The organism is Streptomyces sp. NPDC053069, assembly GCF_044546895.1.
Classification (GTDB): domain Bacteria; phylum Actinomycetota; class Actinomycetes; order Streptomycetales; family Streptomycetaceae; genus Streptomyces.
Genome location: NZ_JBITZN010000021.1, coordinates 93,608 through 113,729 on the forward strand (window position 1 = coordinate 93,608; position 20,122 = coordinate 113,729).

22 protein-coding genes are annotated in these 20,122 nt (G+C 72.3%); 13 read left to right on the top strand and 9 right to left on the bottom strand.

Annotated features, from left to right (window positions below):
- Positions 1-53 precede the first annotated feature (53 nt).
- Entirely contained in the window at positions 54-323 is a 270-nt protein-coding gene (locus ACIGXP_RS36155) for a hypothetical protein (protein WP_363215000.1), read from the top strand.
- Between the two features lie 46 nt (positions 324-369).
- Here ACIGXP_RS36155 and ACIGXP_RS36160 read toward each other — a convergent pair whose 3' ends face one another.
- The 3 genes from ACIGXP_RS36160 to ACIGXP_RS36170 form a co-directional block, all read right to left on the bottom strand.
- Positions 370-1,590 carry a CaiB/BaiF CoA transferase family protein gene (locus ACIGXP_RS36160; RefSeq protein ID WP_399775699.1) on the bottom strand — a complete coding sequence of 407 codons (1,221 nt, stop codon included), beginning with the start codon at positions 1,588-1,590 and terminating at the stop codon, positions 370-372.
- A 61-nt stretch (positions 1,591-1,651) separates the two neighbouring features.
- Positions 1,652-2,434 (bottom strand): ABC transporter permease, encoded by a 783-nt coding sequence (locus ACIGXP_RS36165; protein WP_363214998.1) that lies wholly within the window; start codon positions 2,432-2,434, stop codon positions 1,652-1,654.
- The gene (locus ACIGXP_RS36170) at positions 2,431-3,399 is read right to left on the bottom strand and encodes an ATP-binding cassette domain-containing protein (protein WP_363214997.1); all 969 of its coding nucleotides are present in this window, start codon (positions 3,397-3,399) and stop codon (positions 2,431-2,433) included. The genes ACIGXP_RS36165 and ACIGXP_RS36170 overlap by 4 nt, the downstream gene beginning before the upstream one ends.
- A 63-nt stretch (positions 3,400-3,462) precedes the next feature.
- Here ACIGXP_RS36170 and ACIGXP_RS36175 point away from each other — a divergent pair, with 63 nt between their 5' ends.
- Positions 3,463-4,173: a TetR/AcrR family transcriptional regulator gene (locus tag ACIGXP_RS36175; RefSeq protein WP_399775702.1), complete on the top strand. Its 711-nt coding sequence runs from the start codon at positions 3,463-3,465 to the stop codon at positions 4,171-4,173.
- A gap of 62 nt (positions 4,174-4,235) precedes the next feature.
- Here the strand turns inward: ACIGXP_RS36175 and ACIGXP_RS36180 are convergent, their stop codons facing one another.
- Genes ACIGXP_RS36180 through hmgA form a run of 3 tightly spaced genes read right to left on the bottom strand, consistent with a single transcriptional unit; the run spans position 4,236 to position 7,548 of the window.
- On the bottom strand, positions 4,236-5,390 hold the full coding sequence (locus ACIGXP_RS36180) for a type ISP restriction/modification enzyme (protein WP_399775703.1): 1,155 nt from the start codon (positions 5,388-5,390) through the stop codon (positions 4,236-4,238).
- A gap of 25 nt (positions 5,391-5,415) precedes the next feature.
- A complete protein-coding gene (locus ACIGXP_RS36185; protein WP_399775705.1) occupies positions 5,416-6,165 on the bottom strand; it encodes a GntR family transcriptional regulator in 750 nt (249 codons plus the stop codon).
- Between the two features lie 48 nt (positions 6,166-6,213).
- Complete coding sequence (hmgA, locus tag ACIGXP_RS36190; RefSeq protein WP_399775707.1) at positions 6,214-7,548, bottom strand: homogentisate 1,2-dioxygenase; 1,335 nt, start codon at positions 7,546-7,548, stop codon at positions 6,214-6,216.
- A gap of 162 nt (positions 7,549-7,710) precedes the next feature.
- Between hmgA and ACIGXP_RS36195 the strand changes: the two genes are divergently transcribed.
- The 8 genes from ACIGXP_RS36195 to ACIGXP_RS36230 all read left to right on the top strand — a co-directional run bounded on the left by ACIGXP_RS36195 (position 7,711) and on the right by ACIGXP_RS36230 (position 15,616).
- The gene (locus tag ACIGXP_RS36195) at positions 7,711-8,256 is read left to right on the top strand and encodes a hypothetical protein (protein ID WP_363214992.1); all 546 of its coding nucleotides are present in this window, start codon (positions 7,711-7,713) and stop codon (positions 8,254-8,256) included.
- Positions 8,257-8,320: 64 nt separating this feature from the next.
- Entirely contained in the window at positions 8,321-8,938 is a 618-nt protein-coding gene (locus tag ACIGXP_RS36200; protein ID WP_363214991.1) for a TetR/AcrR family transcriptional regulator, read from the top strand.
- Positions 8,939-9,052: 114 nt separating this feature from the next.
- Positions 9,053-11,284 carry a molybdopterin oxidoreductase family protein gene (locus ACIGXP_RS36205; protein ID WP_399775709.1) on the top strand — a complete coding sequence of 744 codons (2,232 nt, stop codon included), beginning with the start codon at positions 9,053-9,055 and terminating at the stop codon, positions 11,282-11,284.
- Between the two features lie 7 nt (positions 11,285-11,291).
- Positions 11,292-11,579 (top strand): hypothetical protein, encoded by a 288-nt coding sequence (locus ACIGXP_RS36210; protein WP_399775711.1) that lies wholly within the window; start codon positions 11,292-11,294, stop codon positions 11,577-11,579.
- An 18-nt stretch (positions 11,580-11,597) separates the two neighbouring features.
- Positions 11,598-12,278, top strand: coding sequence for a hypothetical protein (locus tag ACIGXP_RS36215; RefSeq protein ID WP_399775713.1), 681 nt, complete (start codon positions 11,598-11,600; stop codon positions 12,276-12,278).
- Positions 12,265-12,951, top strand: a complete 687-nt coding sequence (locus tag ACIGXP_RS36220) for a class F sortase (protein ID WP_399775715.1) — start codon at positions 12,265-12,267, stop codon at positions 12,949-12,951. The genes ACIGXP_RS36215 and ACIGXP_RS36220 overlap by 14 nt, the downstream gene beginning before the upstream one ends.
- 178 nt (positions 12,952-13,129) lie before the next feature.
- A complete protein-coding gene (locus ACIGXP_RS36225) occupies positions 13,130-14,518 on the top strand; it encodes an aldehyde dehydrogenase family protein (RefSeq protein WP_399775716.1) in 1,389 nt (462 codons plus the stop codon).
- A 15-nt stretch (positions 14,519-14,533) separates the two neighbouring features.
- Positions 14,534-15,616, top strand: a complete 1,083-nt coding sequence (locus ACIGXP_RS36230) for a Zn-dependent alcohol dehydrogenase (protein WP_399775718.1) — start codon at positions 14,534-14,536, stop codon at positions 15,614-15,616.
- A 57-nt stretch (positions 15,617-15,673) separates the two neighbouring features.
- On the opposite strand, the gene ACIGXP_RS36235 is transcribed toward ACIGXP_RS36230, so the two are convergent.
- Positions 15,674-16,381 (bottom strand): winged helix-turn-helix domain-containing protein, encoded by a 708-nt coding sequence (locus tag ACIGXP_RS36235; protein WP_363214984.1) that lies wholly within the window; start codon positions 16,379-16,381, stop codon positions 15,674-15,676.
- Between the two features lie 46 nt (positions 16,382-16,427).
- Positions 16,428-17,069: a TetR/AcrR family transcriptional regulator gene (locus ACIGXP_RS36240; protein WP_399775720.1), complete on the bottom strand. Its 642-nt coding sequence runs from the start codon at positions 17,067-17,069 to the stop codon at positions 16,428-16,430.
- Between the two features lie 102 nt (positions 17,070-17,171).
- Here ACIGXP_RS36240 and ACIGXP_RS36245 point away from each other — a divergent pair, with 102 nt between their 5' ends.
- Entirely contained in the window at positions 17,172-18,323 is a 1,152-nt protein-coding gene (locus ACIGXP_RS36245) for an acyl-CoA dehydrogenase family protein (protein ID WP_399775799.1), read from the top strand.
- Positions 18,324-18,408: 85 nt separating this feature from the next.
- Positions 18,409-19,032, top strand: coding sequence for a TetR/AcrR family transcriptional regulator (locus tag ACIGXP_RS36250; RefSeq protein ID WP_363214982.1), 624 nt, complete (start codon positions 18,409-18,411; stop codon positions 19,030-19,032).
- A 12-nt stretch (positions 19,033-19,044) separates the two neighbouring features.
- On the opposite strand, the gene ACIGXP_RS36255 is transcribed toward ACIGXP_RS36250, so the two are convergent.
- A complete protein-coding gene (locus ACIGXP_RS36255) occupies positions 19,045-19,506 on the bottom strand; it encodes a MaoC family dehydratase (protein ID WP_399775723.1) in 462 nt (153 codons plus the stop codon).
- A gap of 127 nt (positions 19,507-19,633) precedes the next feature.
- Here ACIGXP_RS36255 and soxR point away from each other — a divergent pair, with 127 nt between their 5' ends.
- Complete coding sequence (gene soxR, locus ACIGXP_RS36260) at positions 19,634-20,092, top strand: redox-sensitive transcriptional activator SoxR (RefSeq protein ID WP_363214980.1); 459 nt, start codon at positions 19,634-19,636, stop codon at positions 20,090-20,092.
- The last annotated feature ends 30 nt before the right edge of the window (positions 20,093-20,122 follow it).

Sequence of the window (20,122 nt, forward strand, 5' to 3'; positions counted from 1 at the left end):
GCGATAGGGTTACCCTGCCCGGGCCGGGTGGACTCGTACGGGTGGGGAGTGACATGGAACAGATAACAGTGCGCAGCAGGGCCAGGGTCCCTGCGATCACCTGCGGGAGCAGCGCGACCAGTTCGCGCCTCGACCGCCATCTGTCGGTACTGGCGGGTCCCGCCATACCGCAGCGGGAGACGGTCGAGGCGACTTCGCTGATGCGCGAGCTGACGGCGCGTGACACGCCGCACCAGCGCAGCGACCGGGGCAAGCGGGTCAGCCGTGTCTCCCTGTTCGCGCCACTGCGCCGGCTGCGTCGCTCGCTGTTCGGCGGACACTGAGCGGCCCCGAGCCGCCCCCTTGAGTCCGCTCGCGGGATGTCGGCGCTCAGGCCGCCACACCGTCCCGGCGCATCGCTGCGATCTCGTCGTCCGTCATCCCCACGGCATGCAGCAGCGCCTCGGTGTGCTGCCCGAGCGCGGGCACCTCACCCATCCGTGCCTCGTCCCCGCCCGGCAGTGTGATGGGAGGCAGCAGCGCCTTCAACGGCCCGACCGGCGATCCCACCTCACGCCACCGCTCCCGGGCCGCCAGCTGCGGATGCTGCGCCAGCTCGTGCACATCCCTGAGCCGGGCACAGGCGATGCCCGCCTGCTCCAGCCGCGCCAGCGCCTCGTCGGCGTCCAGTGTGCTGAGCACCCGCGCCACTAGGTCGTCCGTCTTCTCCCGGTTCGCGGCCCGTGCCGCGTTCGTTGCGTACGCCGGATCCGTTCCTAGTTCCGGGCGTCGTATGACCTGTTCGGCCAGCCGCCGCCACTCGCGGTCGTTCTGCACCGACAGCAGCACCCGCCCGCCGTCCGCCGTCGGATAGGCGTCGTACGGCGCGATGACGGCGTGCGCGAGGCCGGTGCGCGCCGGGGGCTCACCCCCATGCATCGCATGGTGCAGCGGATGCCCCATCCACTCGGCGAGCGCCTCCAGCATCGACACCTCCACCGGCCCGCCCCGCCCGGTCGTCCCCCGCCGTACCAGAGCCGCCAGGACGCCCGAGAACGCGTACATCCCGGCCGCGATGTCCGCCGCCGGGATCCCCGCCTTCACCGGCTGTTCCGGAGTCCCGGTCACCGACACGAGCCCCGCCTCGCACTGCACGAGCATGTCGTACGCCCTCTTGTCCGCGTACGGACCGAGGGAGCCGTACCCGGAGATGTCCACGGCGATCAGCCGTGGATGCGCCGCGCACAGGTTGGGCGCGTCCAGGCCGAGGCGGGCCGCGGCCCCGTGGGCGAGGTTCTGCACGAACACGTCCGCGTCCGCGATCAGCCGCCGTACGGCGTCCAGGCCGCGCGGGTCCTTCAGGTCCAGCGCCAGGGACTCCTTGCCGCGGTTGCACCACACGAAGTGCGAGGCGAGACCGCGGGCCGCCGTGTCGTAACCACGCGCGAAGTCGCCGCCGTCGACCCGCTCCACCTTGATGACCCGGGCGCCCAGGTCGGCGAGCTGCCGGGTCGCGAAGGGCGCGGACACGGCCTGTTCGACGGCGACGACGGTGATGCCCGCAAGGGGCAGGGGCTGCTGGGGCGCGGGCTGGCCCGTGGGCTGTTCCATGGCCGGATCATGGCCTGTGACCGGCGGTTTTGTCAGCAGCCCGACAGCCCTCAGTGCTTCTTCAGCGCTCCCCGTGTGTGTACTGGCGCACCGCGAGCGGCAGGAACACCGCCGTCAGGGCGAGGCTCCAGGCGAGCGACCCGGCGACCGGGTGGGCCACCGGCCAGGCGGAGTCCGGTGGCACGGGTGCGTTGCCGAAGAGGTCCCGCAGGGCGGTCGTCACCGCGCTGATCGGGTTCCACTCGGCGAGCGTGCGCAGCCAGCCCGGCAGGTTGCCCGTCGGGATGTAGGCGTTGGACAGCAGGGGCAGCACGAAGGAGGAGGCGCCGAGCTGCCCGGCGGCGTCCTCGCTGCGGGTGAGCAGCCCGAGGAAGATCCCGGCGCAGGTGCACGCGAACCGGAAGAGCAGCAGCAGCCCCACCGCACCGGCCGCGTCGATCGCCGATCCCTCGATCCGCCATCCCACCGCGAGCCCGACCAGCAGCAGCGGCACGGTCCCCACAAGGGTGACGACGAGGTCGGCGACCGCCTGTCCGAGCGGTACGGCGGCCCGGCTCACCGGCATCGTCCGGAACCGGTCCATCACGCCCCGGTGGGTGTCCTGTGCGGCCTGGAACATGCCGGTCATCAGCCCGCCGGCCGCGGTCGCCACCAGCAGCCCCGGCACCAGGAAGGACCGGTACTCGCGGCCGGGCATCGCCAGCGCGCTGCCGAACACATAGCCGAAGAACAGCAGCATGTTGACGGGCATCATCTGGGTCAGGACCGCCAGGCCCGGATTGTTGCGGACCCGGCGCAGCTGTCGTCCCGTCATCGCCAGGCCGTCGTACGCCAACGTGCTCATGCGGCAAGCTCCTTGCTGTCGTCGGACTCGTCGCCGGACGCCCCGGTGAGCCTCAGGAACACGTCGTCGAGGGTGGGCGGGCGCAGACTCGCGTCCAGCAACGGCACGCCCGCCGCGTCGAGTTCGCGTACCAGGCGCGGCAGGGTGAGCGTCGCGTCGGTGGTGACGGCACCGACGGCGTTGCGCTCGTGATCGAACACCGGTGCGGTGCCGGTCAGTCGATCGAGCACACCCGCGGCCTGCGCCAGCGCACTGCTGTCGGCCACCACGGCCTCCGCATACGACCCGATGAGCGCCTTGAGCTCGGCGGGCGAGCCGGTGTGTGCGACGCGTCCGCGGTCCACCAGGGCGATGTCGTCGGCGAGTTGGTCCGCCTCCTCCAGGTACTGGGTGGTCAGCAGCACGGTCGTACCGTCCGCCTTCAGCTCGCGCACCGCCTGCCAGATGCGGGCGCGGCTGGCGGGGTCGAGTCCGGTGGTCGGCTCGTCCAGGAAGAGCACGCCGGGGTGGCGGATGAGACTGGCCGCGAGGTCCAGCCGGCGCCGCATGCCGCCGGAGTAGGTCGAGGCCTTGCGGCCGGCGGCCTCGGTCAGGCCGAAGCGCTCCAGCAGCTCGTCGGTCCGGGCGGCCGGCCCGCGCACCCGGTGCAGCCTGGCGAACAGCCGCAGGTTCTCCCGGCCGGTGAGGTCGCCGTCGACCGAGGCGTACTGCCCCGTGACGGCGATCCGGCGACGTACGGCCGCCGCCTCGCGGACGAGATCGTGTCCGGCGACCCGCGCCGAACCGGCGTCCGGCCGCAGCAGCGTGGTCAGCAGCCGTACGGCCGTCGTCTTGCCGGCCCCGTTGGGCCCGAGCAGCCCGCACACGGTCCCTTCGGCGACGGCCAGATCCAGGCCCCGCAGGGCGTGCACCTCACCGAAGCGCTTCTCCAGTCCCTCACTAAGTACAGCGTACGTAGTTGTCATGCCGCGACCATACCGCACTACGTACGCTGTACGTAACTAGGATGGTGTCCGAGGTGATGATCGATGGCAGTCCGAGGGGCCGTCCCCGAAGTGATCTGGGCGCGCCCCGAGCGCACCGGCCGGGGTCCGAAGCCGGCGTACACCCGCGACGACATCGCGGCGGCCGCCGTCCGGATCGCCGACGAGCGGGGGCTCGACGCGGTGTCGATGCGGCATGTCGCGGCCGAGCTGGGCTGCGGCACCATGTCGCTGTACAACTACGTCCCCCGCAAGGAGGACCTGTACGAGCTGATGGTGGACGCGGCCAGCGCGGAGCACGTCCGGTGGGAGCCGAGCGGGGACTGGCGGGCGGATCTGCTCCGGATGGCCCGTGAGACGCGCGCGCTGATGCACCGGCACCCCTGGCTGCCGCGGCTGATGTCCCCGGTGTACGGCTTCAGCCCGCATGCGCTGCGCTATCTGGAGCACTGCCTGGCCTGCCTGGATCCGCTGGAGGCGTCGTACGGGACGAAGCTGGAGCTGATCGCGATGCTGAACGGGGTGGTGACCACCTACGTCCGCAACGAGCTCGACACCGCGGAGCGGGTACGCGCCCTGCCGTGGTCCGAGGAGCAGGAGCACGCGGTACGGATCGCCTACCTGGGCAGTCAGATCGCCTCAGGCGCATATCCCAGGATGGCGGCGGCTTTCGCGGAGGATCCGGGGCCGATCGATCTGGAGGCGGTGTTCGAGCGGGCGTTGCAGCGGGTGCTGGACGCGTTCTCGCCGCGCTAGCCGGGGCGGTCCGGCGGGTGTGGACCCGGGGGCGCGCGGCTGCAGGTCGCTGCGCGTCGCCGTCAGATCAGGGCGAACTGGCCCTCCGGGCCCTCCTCGTGGTGGCCCAGGACCGAGGCGGGGCGGCGGGCGGAGGCCGGTACCGGCAGGACGCCCGCCTCGCGCAGCTCGCTCCCGGTGACCGCTGACGTCACCTTCAAGCCGGCCCGCTGCGGGCGGACTTCCGCCAGCAGGGCAAGGACCGTGATCAGTTCGAGGAGTTCCGACGTCCAGGGCTGCGGCCAGGTCGCCGGACGGATCGCGGTGAGGGTGCCGGGATCGGCCGGGGCGGTGCGGGCCGTGAACCAGGACTCCAGGACCCGGACTCCGGCCACCTCGTAGGCCCAGGCCTGCGGCGGGACGGGGGAGATGCGGCCCTCGTCCAGGTGGAGGGTTTCTTCCTCCTCGTCGTAGTGCAGGGTGAGCGGCCGGGCCGGCAGCGGTGCGCGGACGTAGGGGCGGCGGCCCCCCGGCAGCTTGGGACGTTCGCCGTCGCGGCGCATCAGCCACAGCATGCGGTGCCCCAGCTCGACGCCGGCCCGCCACAGACCGGTGTCATGGGTGAGCGGCACGGTGAGGTCCGGACGGATCGTCGCCAGGATCCACGCCAGCACGTCCGGCGCCGTGGGACGGTCGGACAGACGGGAGGAGAGGTGGTCCAGCAGGCCCGGGGCGAGGTTCGGTTCGGCGGCGCCGGGGCGGCGCCAGAGGGGGCGGACGCGGCCGGGGCGGAGAGCGGGCAGCAGCGAGGTGGCCAGCAGCGGTGTGTCCGCGTCGCCCGTCTCCACCGTGAAGACCTGGTGTCCGTCCGCCACCCGCCACAGTTCCGGGCGGGCCGTGTCGATCAGCCGGTGGTCCGGGATCAGCCACTGCTCGTCGAAGGCCGCCGCCAGGACGCGGACCGGCTCAGCGCAGGGACCCTCGGCGCGGGCCAGCCGCTCGGTGCCGGTGGACTGGCCGGGCAGTTGACCCACCGCCGAGTCGAGGGTCCGGGAGCGGGTCGGCCCGAACAGGGTCTGCCGGTGCGGGCCCTCGGCCTTCAGCAGGGCGTCCCAGCGGGCCTTCAGAGAGCCGGCATCCGGTGCCGTCGGCCAGGCGCGGCCCGGCCGCAGCGGTGCGACGGACCACGGCATGAGGTCCGCCAGCAGCGGAGCGTCGTCGTGCGTCACGCAGGGCATCGTACGACCTGACGCAGAAGAGGTGTCAGGTCGCGTCCAGGGTGACGGTGAACGAGAACCGGTCCCCCCGGTAGTGGATGACCGCCACGTCCAGCACCCTGCCCTCGGCGTCGTACGTCACGCCGGTGTAGTGCAGGATCGGGCTGAGCAGCGGGACCTGGAGCAGCCGTGCCGTCTCCGGATCCGCGAGCCGCGCCTCCACCGTGTCAGTGATGCGGCTGATGTCGGCCCCGACCACATCCCGCAGCACCTTGGTCATCGGCCAGCGGATCAGATCGTCCAGGTCGATGGCCGTGGCGAGTTCGGGGCGGATGTGGTTGACGGCGTGGTTGGTCGGCTCGCCCGTCTTCTCGTCGCAGCGCAGGCGGTGGTACGCCGCCACCTCCGCGAGGTCGGGGAAGTACTCGGCGAGACCGGGCGGCACGGGCACCGGGCCGTGGTCCAGCAGCTCCGTCGTCATGCCGGACTGCTGGGCCACGATCGCGTCCACCGAGCCGAGCAGGCGGACCGGTGCGCCCCGCCGGGCGTCCGGCTCGATGAACGTGCCGCGCCGCCGGTGCCGGCTGATCAGCCCCTCGTCCTCCAGCTCCTTCAGCGCCTGCCGCATGGTCAGCACGCTCACGCCGTAGTGCTCCGCCAGCTGCTCCTCCGTGGGCAGCCGCAGCGGGTCCTCGGGGGAGCGGCCGAGTATCGAGGCGCGCAGCGACTGCGAGACCTGGTACCACAGCGGCAGCTTGCGGTTCAGGACGATCGAATCCGGGGCGAAGGAGGTCACGCGGCTATCCGTACCTGTCGATGAGCGTGCGACGCAACACAGGTGGCGTCACGCGCGGAAATGGCGCTCCAGCCCCTGCCACACGTCGTCGTAGCGCTGCTGGAGGTGGTCGGCGCCGGCCGCGTGCGGGGTGAGGGTCACCGGCCAGCGGGTCTCGAACATGAACGCCAGCCCGTCGTCGACCTTCTGCGGCTTCAGCTCGGCCGCGCTCGCCCGGTCGAACGTCTCCCGGTCCGGTCCGTGCGCCGACATCATGTTGTGCAGCGAGCCACCGCCGGGCACGAACCCTTCCGCCTTCGCGTCGTAGGCGCCCTCGATCAGGCCCATGTACTCGCTCATCACGTTCCGGTGGAAGTACGGCGGCCGGAAGGTGTCCTCGCCCACCAGCCAGCGCGGCGCGAACACGACGAAGTCGACGCCCGCCAGGCCGGGGGTGTCCGACGGAGAGGTCAGGACCGTGAAGATGGACGGGTCGGGATGGTCGTAGGAGATGGTGCCGATCACATTGAAACGGCGAAGGTCATAGACGTACGGCACATGGTTGCCGTGCCAGGCGACCACGTCGAGCGGGGAGTGGTCGTAGGTGGCCGTCCAGAGGTTGCCGCAGTACTTGTTCACGACCTCCACCGGGCCGGTCACATCCTCGTACGCGGCCACCGGCGCCCGGAAGTCCCGGGCGTTGGCGAGGCCGTTGGCACCGATCGGGCCGAGGTCGGGGAGCTGGAACGGCGCTCCGTAGTTCTCGCACACATAGCCGCGCGCCGTCGGGCTCTGCCCGCCGTCCGATGCAGTGTCCAGCAGCTCCACACGGAAGCGCACCCCACGCGGGATCAGCGCCACATGTGCGGGCTCCACATGGAGCCGGCCGAACTCGGTGTGCAGCAGCAGCCCGCCGCGCTCCGGCACGATCAGCAGCTCGCCGTCGGCGTCGGAGAAGACCCGCTCCATCGACGCGTTGGCGTGGTACAGGTGCACGGCCATCCCGGTGCGCTGGGTCGCGTCGCCGTTGCCGCCGAGCGTCCACAGGCCGGCCAGGAAGTCGGTGCCCGCGGGCGGCTCGGGCAGCGGGTTCCAGCGCAGCCGGTTGGGGTCGGGCACGGTCTCGGTGAAGGGGGCCGTGCGGATCGCGCCGTTGTCGGTGCGGGTGAACGCCGGGTGCGCGGCCGAGGGGCGGATGCGGTACAGCCAGGAGCGGCGGTTGTGCGCCCGCGGCTCGGTGAACGCCGTACCGCTCAGCTGCTCCGCGTACAGCCCGAGCGGTGCCCGCTGAGGCGAATTGCGGCCCTCGGGCAGGGCGCCCGGCACCGCCTCCGAGGCGTGTTCATTGCCGAACCCGGTCAGATACGACAGCCCCTCGGCGGTCTTCCGTGCGTCCCCGCTCATGATCGCTCCCTTGCGCTCCCTGATTCCTATGCAACACCGTAGGAATGAGCGCAGGCGGGCGCAAGGGGGCAGGGGTACTACGTCCGAGGGACTCCACGGAGTGGCCGGAACCCGACTTGAGGCGGATTCGGTGCACCGGGGCGTTGTTCTACCCTCCTGGGCATGCTCATGACGTCATGGATCCGCAGAACGCTCGCCGTGCTCGCGGCGTGCGTCCTGCTGCCGCTCGGCGCGGCGGGCTGCACGAGCGGTCACTCCCGGGCCGGCACCATCTCGCCCTCGCCCGTCGGCAAGGTCCTGGACGCCACCGACGGCACCGGCCGGCACCTGCGCGAGGTCGACCCGAAGAACGCGCCCCAGGTCGGTGTCGAAGTGACCCCGCACACGGGCGGCGGCTGGGACGTCCGGCTGACCTTCCACCGGTTCCGCTGCTCCGCGCCCGGTACCCGGCCGGCGGCGGTCACCGGACGCGGGCTCGCCCACCTTTTCGTCGACGGTCGCCGGGTCACCCGGCTGCGCTTCCCCCGGTTCCGTCTCCCCGACCGCCTCGTCCCGCACGGCACCCACCACGTCACCGCGCGCCTGTACGCCGACGACGGCACCGTGTGGGCCGTACACGGCGAACCGGTGCAGAGCACCGCCGACATAACGGTCTCGCAGGCGGCGCCGGTGTCGTCCGGTACGACGACCCCGGCCACCGGGAAATGAGTGCACCGGCCAACCGTGTCCGTACGGGAGGGTGAGGTTCACCCGACCGCGGCGGAGAGGCATCATGAAGTCCGTGCCCCATGCGACATCGCTCCGCCGCGCGCCGGTCCAGCGGCGCAGTGCCGAACGGCTGACCAGGATCCTCGACGCCTGCGCCGAACTCCTCGACGAGGTCGGCTACGACGCCCTGAGCACCCGCGCGGTCGCCCTGCGCGCCGGTGTGCCCATCGGCTCCGTCTACCGGTTCTTCGGCAACAAGCGGCAGATGGCCGACGCCCTCGCCCAGCGCAACCTGGAGTGGTACACCGAGCGCGTCACCGAGCGGCTGAAGAAGGCGCACAAGGGCGACTGGCGGGCCGCGATGGACGCGGTCCTCGACGAGTACCTGGCCATGAAGCGCACCGCGCCCGGCTTCTCCCTGGTCGACTTCGGCAACCAGATACCGGTCGGCGTCCGCCAGGCCGAGCCCAACACCCGCGTCGCCGACCGGCTCACCAAGCTGCTCTCCGGCCATCTGGACCGCACCCCCGACGCCGAGCTGCGCCGGGTCTTCCTGGTCGCCGTGGAGAGCGCGGACACCCTCGTCCAGCTGGCCTTCCGGACCGACCCGGACGGGGACGAGGCGATCATCACGGAGACACGGGAGCTGCTGCGGGCGTACCTGGCGCGCGTGCTCGACTGACCTCCGCCCGAAATCCCCGCACGGGAAGACCTCCCCTCCATGCATACCGGTCGGTATGCTCACCCCGAGCCGTCCGCGCCCACCGGCACCGCCGCCGACCCCCCGGGAGGACCCGTGTCCCGCACCGCCCTGCGCATATGCCCCCTGTGCGAGGCCACCTGCGGCCTGACCCTCAGCATCGAAGGCACCCGCGTCACCGGCGCCCGGGGCGACCGCGAGGACGTCTTCAGCAAGGGGTTCATCTGCCCCAAGGGCGCCTCCTTCGCGGCCGTCGACTCCGACCCCGACCGGTTGCGCACGCCGCTCGTCCGCCGGGACGGCGAACTGCGCGAGGCCACCTGGCAGGAGGCGTTCGACGCGGTCGCCGCCGGTCTGCGCCCGGTCGTGGAGGCGTGCGGCCCGGACTCCGTCGGCGTGGTCCTCGGCAACCCCAACGTGCACACCATGGCCGGCGCCCTCTACCCACCGGTCCTCCTCGCCGGTCTGCGCACCCGCAGCCTGTTCACCGCCTCCACGGTCGACCAGATGCCCAAACACGTCTCCAGCGGGCTCCTCTTCGGCGACGCCAACGCCATCCCCGTACCGGACCTGGACCACACCGACCACCTGCTCCTCATCGGCGCCAACCCCCTGGAGTCCAACGGCAGCCTGTGCACCGCCCCGGACTTCCCCGGCAAGCTGAAGGCGCTCAAGGCCCGCGGCGGTCACCTGACCGTGGTGGACCCGCGCCGCACCCGTACCGCGAAGCTCGCCGACCGGCACCTGGCGATCCGCCCCGGCGCCGATGCCCTGCTGCTCGCGGGGATGGCGACCGTGCTGTTCGAGGAGGGGCTGGCCGACCTGGAGGACCTGGGCGCGCATGTCGTCGGCGTCGAGGAACTGCGCGCCGCCCTGCGGGACTTCACCCCCGAAGCCGTCGCCGGGGCCTGTGACCTGGACGCGGACGTCATCCGCACCCTCGCCCGCGAACTGGCCGCCGCCCCCACCGCCGCCGTCTACGCCCGCATCGGCAGCTGCACCGTCCCGCACGGCACCCTGGCAAGCTGGCTGGTGGACGTCCTCAACATCCTCACCGGCAATCTGGACCGCCCCGGCGGCGCCCTCTTCCCGCAGGCCGCCACCGACAGGACGCCCCGGCCGGCGGGTCCGGGCCGCGGCTTCACGCTCGGCCGCTGGCGCTCCCGGGTGCGTCAACTGCCCGAGGTCAAGGGGGAGTTGCCGCTCTCCGCGCTCGCCGAGGAGATCGACACCGCCACCGACGAGGGCGAGCCGGTCCGCGCGCTGATCGTGGTGGCCGCCAACCCGGTGCTGTCCGCACCCGACGGCGACCGCCTCGACAAGGCGCTTCAGTCCCTGGACTTCATGGTCAGCGTCGACCCCTACCTGAACGAGACCTCGCGCCACGCCCACGTCGTACTGCCCCCGCCCCCGCCCTCCCAGAGCCCGCACCACGACTTCGCCTTCAACACCCTCGCCGTACGCAACCAGGTCCGCTACACCCGCCCCGCCGTCCCGCTGGAGCCCGGCCGCATGGCCGAGTCCGAGATCCTCGCCCGGCTGATCCTGGCCGCCACCGGCATGCACGGTGCCGACCCGTCCGTCGTCGACGCCATGGTCATCGACCAGACCCTCGGCAAGGCCGTGTCGGAGCAGCACTCACCGGTCCACGGCCGCGACCCGAAGGAACTCGCCGGTCAGCTCACCGGGGAGACCGGCCCCGAGCGGCGGCTCGACCTGATGCTCCGCCTCGGCCCGTACGGCGACGGCTTCGGCGCCCGGGCCGACGGGCTCACCCTGGCGAGGCTCCTCGCGCACCCGCACGGCATCGATCTCGGCCCGCTGCGCCCGCGCCTGCCCCAGCCGCTGAAGACCCGCAGCGGCAAGGTCGAGCTGCTGCCCGACCCGATCGCCGCCGACCTGCCCCGGCTGCGTGCGGCTCTGCGGGAGCGCCCCGAGGGGCTGGTCCTCGTCGGCCGCCGGCACCTCCGCTCCAACAACAGCTGGATGCACAACGTGCCCGCCCTCACCGGCGGCTCCAACCGCTGCACCCTGCACATCCACCCGCAGGACGCGGCCCGGCTCGGCGTCCGGGACGGGGCGGACGTCCGCGTCAAGGGCGCCGGGGGAGAGGTGGTGGCCCCGGCCGAGGTCACCGACGCCGTACGGCCCGGGGTGGTGAGCCTGCCGCACGGCTGGGGTCACGACCGCGCCGGAACCCGGCTGAGCCACGCCGTGAAGGCCCCTGGCGTCAACGTCAACCAGCTCCTCGACGGCAGCCTCCTCGACCCGCTCTCGGGCAACGCTGTCCTGAACGGCATCCCCGTCCATCTCACCGCAAGCCTGTGACCTGCATTTGATCGCGACCTTCCTGGTCCTGATCATGCTGAAGAAGATGTCGCCGATCGCGGCGCTCGTGCTCGTCCCCGCGTGGTCCTCCTCGGCATCGTCCGACACGACAGGCGATCGTGGCGCCGGCACGGAGGCCGAGCAGGGCGCCGACGACCGCGGGGGCGGTGCCCCGATGCCCGGTGTTGCGCCGCACGAGCGATATCTGACGGCGCGCCGGGCGTCGATGCCCGGGCGGGCGTCGCGTATGACGGAGAGTTCAGACGAAAGAGCGATTTGTATGAAAATCGTCTGAACTCGCGGAGGATTGCGCATGCCCAGCCTGACACTCCCACGTGCCGTCGGCTCCCGCGCGGGCGCCACAATCGTCCTCACCGCCCTCGCCGTGGCGGGCGCGTCATGGGTAACGGCGCCGAACGCGGTGGCCCAGGGGGCGAACGGCGACATCAGGGTGCACCGCGAGGGCGTGCCCTACGGTGTCTCGAAGGACGACCCGGTGGTCTGCAGGTTCTACCTCGACGCCGTCAACTTCGACATCCTGCCCAACATCGCCTACATCATCCAGGCCCAGCCCCCGCTGCCCTCGGCGTCCACCGTCACCGGCATCATCCAGCTCGCCGAGGGTGCCGGGCACACCGACCCGATCAGCCTGACCGACGGGCAGTACAGGCTCACCTGGGTCGCGGCGGGCGCCGTCAAGGAGAAGCTCTTCCGCGTCAACTGCCACGACGACCACAACGACCCGGCGCACGGTCCCAACGGGCAGATCGAGGACCACCAGGACCACCAGGACCACCAGCAGGACGGTCCCGGCTGGGGCCAGGGGGGCGACCACGACCCGCCGAAGGGCGGTGTGCACGCGGGCGGTGGCGGTCTCATCGACACGGCCGCGGGATACTCGCCGCTGGCCGCCGCGGCGGCCGTGGGCCTGGTCGCGGTCAGCGGTGTCGCGTATGTCCGGCTGATCCGCCGGCGGCCCCATGGTGCCGCGTAGGCGCAGACGCAGGCCCTGGTACCGGACCCGTGCCTACCGCCTCGCCAGGACGGCCCTGCTGGTGACCGTCCTCGTGGCGGCGGGGAACCGGTGGTGGGGCGGGCATCCCGGGGCCGGCCGGGCGGACGACCCGGACGCGGTGGCGGCCGCCGGCGCAGGGGGCGCGAGCGGGGAGGAATCCTGCAAGCCCCCCTCCGGGCCCCCGCCCCGACCACTGCCCCGGTCCCGGCCGACGTCCTTCCGCATCCCCTTCCTGGGCGTCGACGCCCCGATCACGGGCCTCGGACTCGACAGCGAACGGCAGTTGGAGACTCCGCCGGTGGACAGGCCCAAGCTGGTCGGCTGGTACGAGGGCGGCCCCACGCCGGGTGAGTCCGGCACCGCCATCGCCGTCGGCCACCGGGACACCATGACCGGCCCGGCCGTCTTCGCCACGCTCGCCCAGGTCAAACCCTGCAAGCTCATCGAGGTCAAGCGCGCCGACGGCCGCACCGCCGTCTACACCGTGGACCGGATGAAGGTCTTCGACAAGGCGGGCTTCCCGGACAAGGAGGTCTACGGCCCGGTCGGGCGACCGGAGCTGCGCGTGCTGACCTGCGGCGGCCTCTACAGCCGGCGGACCGGCTACACCAGCAACGTGGTGGTCTTCGCCCACCTGAGCGCGACCAAGTGACGCGCCTGGCCGTGCCCGGGTGACGCGCCTGGCCGTGGTCGGGTGACCCGGCGGGCCGCCGACCCGGTGCGTGAGCGCCGGCCGCCCCGGCGATGATGTCCTGGTACGTCTGGCGCTGAAAAACTAACGCCGCTAGTTTGTGTGCCGGACGACGCACACCCGCCGGGGAGGAAGCAGCATGAAGGCACACGACGGCCTGTACATCGACGGCGCCTGGCGCCCCGCCGAGAGCACCGATGTCATCGAGGTCGTGAACCCGGCCGACGAGCAGGTCGTCGCCCGGGTCCCGGCGGGCGGTGCGCTGGACGTGGACACGGCCGTCCGTGCGGCCCGCGCCGCCCTTCCCGCCTGGGCGGCCACGCCCCCGGCCGAGCGCGCCGCACGCCTGACCGCCCTCCGGGACGTCCTCGTGGCCCGCAAGGACGAGATCGCCGAGACCGTCACCGAAGAGCTGGGCTCCCCGCCGCAGTTCTCCCAGGCCGTGCACGCGGCCGTGCCGATCGCGGTGGCCGGCTCCTACGCCGAGCTGGCCGCCGCCCACTCCTTCGAGGAGAAGGTCGGCAACTCCACCGTCCTGCACGAGCCGATCGGCGTGGTCGGCGCGATCACCCCCTGGAACTATCCCCTCCACCAGATCGTCGCCAAGGTGGCCCCGGCGCTCGCCGCCGGCTGCACGGTCGTCCTCAAGCCCGCCGAGGACACCCCTCTCACCGCCCAGCTGTTCGCCGAGGCCGTCGATGAGGCGGGCGTGCCGGCCGGCGTGTTCAACCTGGTCACCGGCCTCGGCCCGGTCGCCGGCCAGGCCCTCGCCGAGCACCCGGGCGTGGACCTGGTGTCCTTCACCGGCTCCACGGCGGTCGGCAGACAGATCGGCGCGGTGGCGGGCGCGGCCGTCAAGAAGGTGGCCCTCGAACTCGGCGGCAAGTCCGCCAACGTCATCCTGCCGAGCGCCGACCTCGCCAAGGCGGTGAACGTCGGGGTCGCCAACGTGATGTCCAACTCGGGCCAGACGTGCAGCGCCTGGACCCGCATGCTGGTCCACCGCGACCAGTACGACGAGGCCGTCGAGCTGGCCGCGACGGCCGCCGCCAAGTACGCCGACCGGATCGGCCCCGTGGTCAGCGCCAGGCAGCGGGCGCGGGTGCGCGGCTACATCGAGAAGGGCATCGCCGAGGGCGCCCGCCTGGTCGCAGGCGGCCCCGCATCCCCGCGCGAGACCGGCTACTTCATCGCTCCGACCGTCTTCGCGGACGTGACGCCCGAGATGACGATCGCCCAGGAGGAGATCTTCGGCCCGGTCCTGTCCGTCCTGCGCTACGAGGACGAGGAGGACGCCCTGCGCATCGCCAACGGCACGGTGTACGGCCTCGCGGGTGCCGTCTGGGCCGGTGACGAGGCCGAGGCGGTGGCCTTCGCCCGCCGTATGGACACCGGTCAGGTCGACATCAACGGCGGCCGGTTCAACCCCCTCGCCCCCTTCGGCGGCTACAAGCAGTCCGGGGTCGGCCGGGAACTCGGCGCGCACGGACTCGCCGAGTACCTGCAGACCAAGTCCCTCCAGTTCTAAGGAAGTACGCGAGTCATGGCCGTACGAGCCGCCGTCCTGCCCGCCGTCGGAGCCGCGCTGGAGATCACCGGCATCGACCTGCCCGACCCGGGCCCCGGACAGGTCCGGGTCCGCCTCGCCGCCGCCGGCGTCTGCCACTCCGACCTGTCCCTGTCCAACGGCACCATGCGGGTGCCGGTCCCGGCCGTCCTCGGCCATGAGGGCGCCGGCACGGTCGTGGCCGTCGGCGAGGGCGTCGCACACATCGCCGAAGGCGACCCTGTCGTCCTGAACTGGGCTCCCTCCTGCGGGAGTTGCCACGCCTGTACGCTCGGCGAGGTCTGGCTGTGCGCGAAGGCCCTCAACGGCGCCGCCGAGGTCTACGCCCGTACCACCGACGGCACCGACCTGCACCCCGGCCTCAACGTGGCCGCGTTCGCCGAGGAGACGGTCGTCTCCGCGTCCTGCGTGCTGCCCCTGCCGGCGGGGGTGCCGCTGGTGGACGCCGCCCTCCTCGGCTGCGCCGTCCTCACCGGCTACGGCGCCGTCCACCACTCGGCGCAGGTCCGCCAGGGCGAGACGGTGGCCGTCTTCGGCGTGGGCGGAGTCGGCCTCGCCGCCCTCCAGTCGGCCCGCATAGCGGGCGCCTCCCGGATCATCGCGGTCGACGTCTCCCCGGAGAAGGAGGGGCTGGCCCGGGCTGCGGGAGCGACGGACTACGTGCTCGCCACCGAGAACACCCCTCGGGAGATCCGCGCCCTCACCGGCAAGCAGGGCGTGGACGTCTCGGTGGAGTGCGTGGGCCGCGCGGTGTCGATCCGCGCGGCCTGGGACTCCACCCGCCGGGGCGGCCGTACGACGGTCGTGGGCATCGGCGGCAAGGACCAGGAGGTCACCTTCAACGCCCTGGAGATCTTCCACTGGGGCCGCACCCTGTCCGGCTGTGTCTACGGCAACACCGACCCCGCCCGCGACCTGCCCGTGCTCGCCGAGCACGTACGGGAGGGCCGCCTGGACCTCTCCGCGCTCGTCACCGAGCGGATCGCCCTGGAGGGCATCCCGGCCGCCTTCGAGAACATGCTCGCGGGCAAGGGCGGCCGGGCGCTGGTGGTGTTCTGACGCTCAGGTGACGGTGCCTCGGCCGAACCCGGGACCGGGGCACCGCCACGCCGGATCTCACCGCAACGAATCCGGCGAAATACCCAGCAGCAGCGCGAACTCCCGCTCACCGGACGGAGTCACCTTCACCGCCCGCGCGGAGCCGACCCGCACACACCACCCCGCATCCAGCGCATGCCGGCACAGCGCGGCCCCCGCCGCCCCCGCGAGATGGGGCCGCCGCTCGGTCCAGTCCAGGCAGGCACGGGCCAGCGGGCGCCGGCTCGGAACCTCCAGGGGAATCCCCGCCGCCCGGAACCACTCCACCCCCGCGTCCGTGAGCGCGAACCCGGTGTCCTGCCGCAGCAGCCCCCGGTGGGTCAGTGCATCCGTGACCGCGATCCCGAGCCGCCCCGCAAGGTGGTCGTAACAGGTGCGTCCCCGCGCCATCGCAGCCCCGGCGCTCGACTCCCGCAGCGAACGCGGCCGTACGGCCGCCGGAGGCATGTGCGCGGCGAGATCCTCGACGAGCCCCGCCACACGCGCGTCGGCCAGCCGTACATACCGGTGCCGCCCCTGCCGCTCCTCCGCGAGCAGGCCGCCGGCCACCAGCTTGCCCAGATGCTCGCTGAGCGTCGACGCGGCGACCCCCGCATGCCGGGCCAGCTCACCGGCGGTCCACGCCCGCCCGTCGAGCAGCGCCAGCAGACACGCGGCCCGGGTCTCGTCGGCGACCAGCGCCGCCAGCGAGGCGAGCCCGGCCGCCCGGGGGTCCCTGGTGGTCATGCGGCCAGCATGCGGCACCGGCGCTTCGGTGCCCACCGAAGTGTTCTCACACGCTCTGCCGTACCTGCTCGTACTGCTGCGCCAGCCCGTCCAGCAGCGCCGTCAGTCCCGTCTCGAAGGCCCGCTCGTCGATCTTCTCCTGCTGCTCGGCGAGCAGATGGGCCTGGCCCAGGTGGGGATAGTCGGCGGGGTCGTACGCGCTCGCGTCGTCCACGAAGCCCCCGGCGAAGGAGCCGAGCGCGGAGCCCATGATGAAGTACCGCATCAGCGCGCCGATGGAGGTCGCCTGGGCCGGGGGCCAGCCCGCGCCGACCATCGCTCCGTACACGGCGTCGGCCAGGCGCAGTGCGGCCGGCCGCCGCCCGGGGCCCCTGGCCAGGACCGGGACGATGTTCGGGTGGTCGCGCAGGGCGGCGCGGTAGGAGAGGGCCCAGTCGTGCAGCGCGGTCCGCCACTCGCGGCCGTCCTCGAACATCGACAGGTCCACCAGGCCGCTCACCGAGTCGGCGACCGCCTCCAGGATCTCGTCCTTGGTGCGGAAGTGGTTGTAGAGCGAGGGCCCGCTCACCCCGAGCTCGGCGGCGAGCCGACGGGTGGAGACGGCCGCCAGTCCCTCCCGGTCCACGAGTTCCCGGGCTGTCTCGACGATCCGGTCGGTGCTGAGGAGGGGCTTGCGCGGTCGGGCCATGGCGCACATAGTAGGGCGGGAACAGGAAACTAGCAGTGCTAATTTAAATGTACGGTTTTCAAGATCCTCGATGGATCCCGATCTGTGTGGGGTGATCGCGTGGTGAACCTGGAGCTGAGCGAGGAGCAGGCCGCCGTACGGCAGCTCGCCCGCGACTTCGTGGAGCGCGAGATCGCCCCCCACGTGATCGCCTGGGACCGCGCCGAGGAGGTCGACCGGGGCATCGTGAAGAAGCTCGGCGAGGTCGGTTTCCTCGGACTGACCATCGCCGAGGAGTACGGCGGCTCCGGCGGCGACCACCTCGCATACTGCCTGGTGACGGAGGAGCTGGGCCGCGGGGACTCCTCCGTCCGCGGCATCGTCTCCGTCTCCCTCGGTCTCGTCGCCAAGACCATCGCCGCCTGGGGCGACGAGGAGCAGAAGCGGCGCTGGCTGCCGGGGCTGACCGCGGGGGAGTACGTCGGCTGCTTCGGCCTCACCGAACCCGGCACCGGCTCCGACGCGGGCAACCTCACCACCCGTGCCGTACGCGACGGGGACGACTACGTCATCAACGGCACCAAGATGTTCATCACCAACGGCACATGGGCGGACGTCGTCCTGCTCTTCGCGCGCTCCACCGACGCGCCCGGCCACAAGGGGGTGTCCGCCTTCCTCGTGCCCACCGACACCCCGGGCCTGACCCGCCGCCCCATCCACGGCAAGCTCGGCCTGCGCGGCCAGGCCACCGCTGAACTGGTCCTTCAGGACGTGCGCGTGCCCGCCTCCGCGATGCTCGGCGAGGCGGGCAAGGGCTTCTCGGTGGCCATGTCCGCGCTGGCCAAGGGGCGGATGTCGGTGGCCGCGGGCTGCGTCGGCATCGCCCGGGCCGCACTGGACGCGGCCGTGCGGTACGCCGGTGAGCGCGAGCAGTTCGGCAAGCCCATCGCCCGTCACCAGCTGGTGCAGGAGCTGATCAGTGACATCGCCGTCGACGTGGACGCCGCCCGGCTGCTCACCTGGCGGGTCGCCGACCTGATCGACCGCGGGCAGCCGTTCGCCGTCGAGTCCTCCAAGGCCAAGCTCTTCGCCTCCGAGGCCGCCGTCCGCGCCGCCAACAACGCCCTGCAGGTCTTCGGCGGCTACGGCTACATCGACGAGTACCCGGCCGGCAAACTCTTGCGCGACGCTCGCGTGATGACCCTCTACGAGGGCACCAGTCAGATCCAGAAGCTGCTGATCGGACGTTCCCTCACCGGCGTTTCGGCGTTCTGAGCACTCCTCCGGGCGGCTGCACTAAGCGCTCGCTCACTGTCGGCGGTATGGTGGTGCCCCTGTCATCGAGAGGGGCGAGCGAGCGATGAGTACGGCGGAGGAGACGACCGGCGGCGAAGTGGAGCCGTGGGAAGAGGTCACCCCTGATGCGGCCCGGCGGCTGCTCGTCGCCGCCGTGGAGGCCTTCGCCGAGCGCGGCTACCACGCGACGACGACCCGCGACATCGCGGGCCGCGCCGGCATGAGCCCGGCCGCGCTCTACATCCACTACAAGACCAAGGAAGAGCTGCTCCACCGGATCAGCCGGATCGGTCACGACAAGGCCCTCGACATCCTGCGCACGGCTTCGCAGCGGGAGGGCACCGCGGCCGAGCGGCTGGCCGACGCGGTCAGCTCCTTCGTCCGCTGGCACGCGGGCCGGCGCACCACCGCGCGGGTCGTGCAGTACGAACTCGACGCCCTCGGCCCCGAGGCGCGCGCCGAGATCGTCGCCCTGCGCCGCCAGGTCGACGCCCAGGTGCGCGGGATCATCGAGGACGGCGTGGCCTCGGGCGAGTTCGACGTGCCGGACGTGCACGGCACCACCCTCGCCGTGCTGTCGCTGTGCATCGACGTGGCCCGCTGGTTCACCGTGAACGGCCCCCGCACCCCGGAGGAGGTCGGCGCGCTCTACGCCGACCTCGTGCTCCGGATGGTCGGGGTGAAGTAGCGGTCCCCGGGCTCAGAGGTAGTACCGGGCCACCGACTCCGCGACGCACACCGGCTTGTCGCCGCCCTCGCGCTCCACGGTGAAGGCGACGGTCACCTGGACGCCGCCGGTGACGTCCTCGACGCCGCTGATCTTCGCGGTGGCGCGCAGCCGGGAGCCGACGGGCACGGGGGAGGGGAAGCGGACCTTGTTCGTGCCGTAGTTCACGCCCATCTTCACGCCCTCGACCCGGATCAGCTGCGGGCCGAAGAGCGGAAGCAGCGAGAGGGTCAGGTAACCGTGCGCGATGGTCGTCCTGAACGGCCCCGCGGCGGCCCTTTCCGGATCCACGTGGATCCACTGGTGGTCGCCGGTGGCCTCGGCGAACAGGTCGATGCGCTTCTGGTCGACCTCAAGCCAGTCGGTGTACCCCAGCTGCTCGCCGACGGCCGCCCGCAGCTCGTCGGGGGAGGTGAAAATCCTCGGTTCTGCCATCTTCCCGGCCTCTCGCTCGCGTCTCACTCGCGTCTCACTCGCGTGTCTAAGCGACTGCTTAGCATGGTCGGGTGAGAGGCGCCTGTCAACGGACCGCGACATGGACCGGGCCGCTAGGCTCTGAGGAGTGCCGCAGATTCCCGAGAATGTCCATGAACTGACCGTAGGCCAGTTGTCCGCGCGCAGCGGTGCCGCCGTCTCCGCGTTGCACTTCTACGAGTCCAAGGGCCTGATCAGCAGCCGCCGCACGTCCGGCAACCAGCGCCGCTACAGCCGGGACACCCTGCGCCGGGTCGCGTTCGTCCGTGCGGCCCAGCGGGTCGGCATCCCGCTGGCCACGATCCGGGACGCCCTGGCGGAGCTTCCCGAGGAACGGACGCCGACCCGGGAGGACTGGACGCGGTTGTCGGAGAAGTGGCGCTCGGAGCTCGACGAACGCATCAAGCAGCTGAACCGTCTGCGCGACCACCTGACCGACTGCATCGGCTGCGGGTGCCTGTCCCTGGAGAACTGCGTCCTGTCCAACCCGGACGACGTGTTCGGCGAACGCCTCACCGGGTCCCGGCTGCTGGCCGAGGGGCGCTGACCACGCGCCCCTCACGGGGCGCTCCCGCGG

What these genes read in the sequence shown, in the direction of transcription:
- ACIGXP_RS36230 (WP_399775718.1), top strand. Translation starts at nt 14,534, where the DNA reads ATGGCCGTACGAGCCGCCGTCCTGCCCGCCGTCGGAGCCGCGCTGGAG.
- ACIGXP_RS36240 (WP_399775720.1), bottom strand. Translation starts at nt 17,069, where the DNA reads ATGGCCCGACCGCGCAAGCCCCTCCTCAGCACCGACCGGATCGTCGAG.
- ACIGXP_RS36250 (WP_363214982.1), top strand. Translation starts at nt 18,409, where the DNA reads ATGAGTACGGCGGAGGAGACGACCGGCGGCGAAGTGGAGCCGTGGGAA.
- ACIGXP_RS36165 (WP_363214998.1), bottom strand. Translation starts at nt 2,434, where the DNA reads ATGAGCACGTTGGCGTACGACGGCCTGGCGATGACGGGACGACAGCTG.
- ACIGXP_RS36200 (WP_363214991.1), top strand. Translation starts at nt 8,321, where the DNA reads ATGAAGTCCGTGCCCCATGCGACATCGCTCCGCCGCGCGCCGGTCCAG.
- ACIGXP_RS36215 (WP_399775713.1), top strand. Translation starts at nt 11,598, where the DNA reads ATGCCCAGCCTGACACTCCCACGTGCCGTCGGCTCCCGCGCGGGCGCC.
- ACIGXP_RS36220 (WP_399775715.1), top strand. Translation starts at nt 12,265, where the DNA reads ATGGTGCCGCGTAGGCGCAGACGCAGGCCCTGGTACCGGACCCGTGCC.
- ACIGXP_RS36170 (WP_363214997.1), bottom strand. Translation starts at nt 3,399, where the DNA reads ATGACAACTACGTACGCTGTACTTAGTGAGGGACTGGAGAAGCGCTTC.
- ACIGXP_RS36235 (WP_363214984.1), bottom strand. Translation starts at nt 16,381, where the DNA reads ATGACCACCAGGGACCCCCGGGCGGCCGGGCTCGCCTCGCTGGCGGCG.
- ACIGXP_RS36195 (WP_363214992.1), top strand. Translation starts at nt 7,711, where the DNA reads ATGCTCATGACGTCATGGATCCGCAGAACGCTCGCCGTGCTCGCGGCG.
- ACIGXP_RS36155 (WP_363215000.1), top strand. Translation starts at nt 54, where the DNA reads ATGGAACAGATAACAGTGCGCAGCAGGGCCAGGGTCCCTGCGATCACC.
- ACIGXP_RS36175 (WP_399775702.1), top strand. Translation starts at nt 3,463, where the DNA reads ATGGCAGTCCGAGGGGCCGTCCCCGAAGTGATCTGGGCGCGCCCCGAG.
- ACIGXP_RS36180 (WP_399775703.1), bottom strand. Translation starts at nt 5,390, where the DNA reads ATGCCCTGCGTGACGCACGACGACGCTCCGCTGCTGGCGGACCTCATG.
- ACIGXP_RS36255 (WP_399775723.1), bottom strand. Translation starts at nt 19,506, where the DNA reads ATGGCAGAACCGAGGATTTTCACCTCCCCCGACGAGCTGCGGGCGGCC.
- ACIGXP_RS36225 (WP_399775716.1), top strand. Translation starts at nt 13,130, where the DNA reads ATGAAGGCACACGACGGCCTGTACATCGACGGCGCCTGGCGCCCCGCC.
- ACIGXP_RS36160 (WP_399775699.1), bottom strand. Translation starts at nt 1,590, where the DNA reads ATGGAACAGCCCACGGGCCAGCCCGCGCCCCAGCAGCCCCTGCCCCTT.
- hmgA (WP_399775707.1), bottom strand. Translation starts at nt 7,548, where the DNA reads ATGAGCGGGGACGCACGGAAGACCGCCGAGGGGCTGTCGTATCTGACC.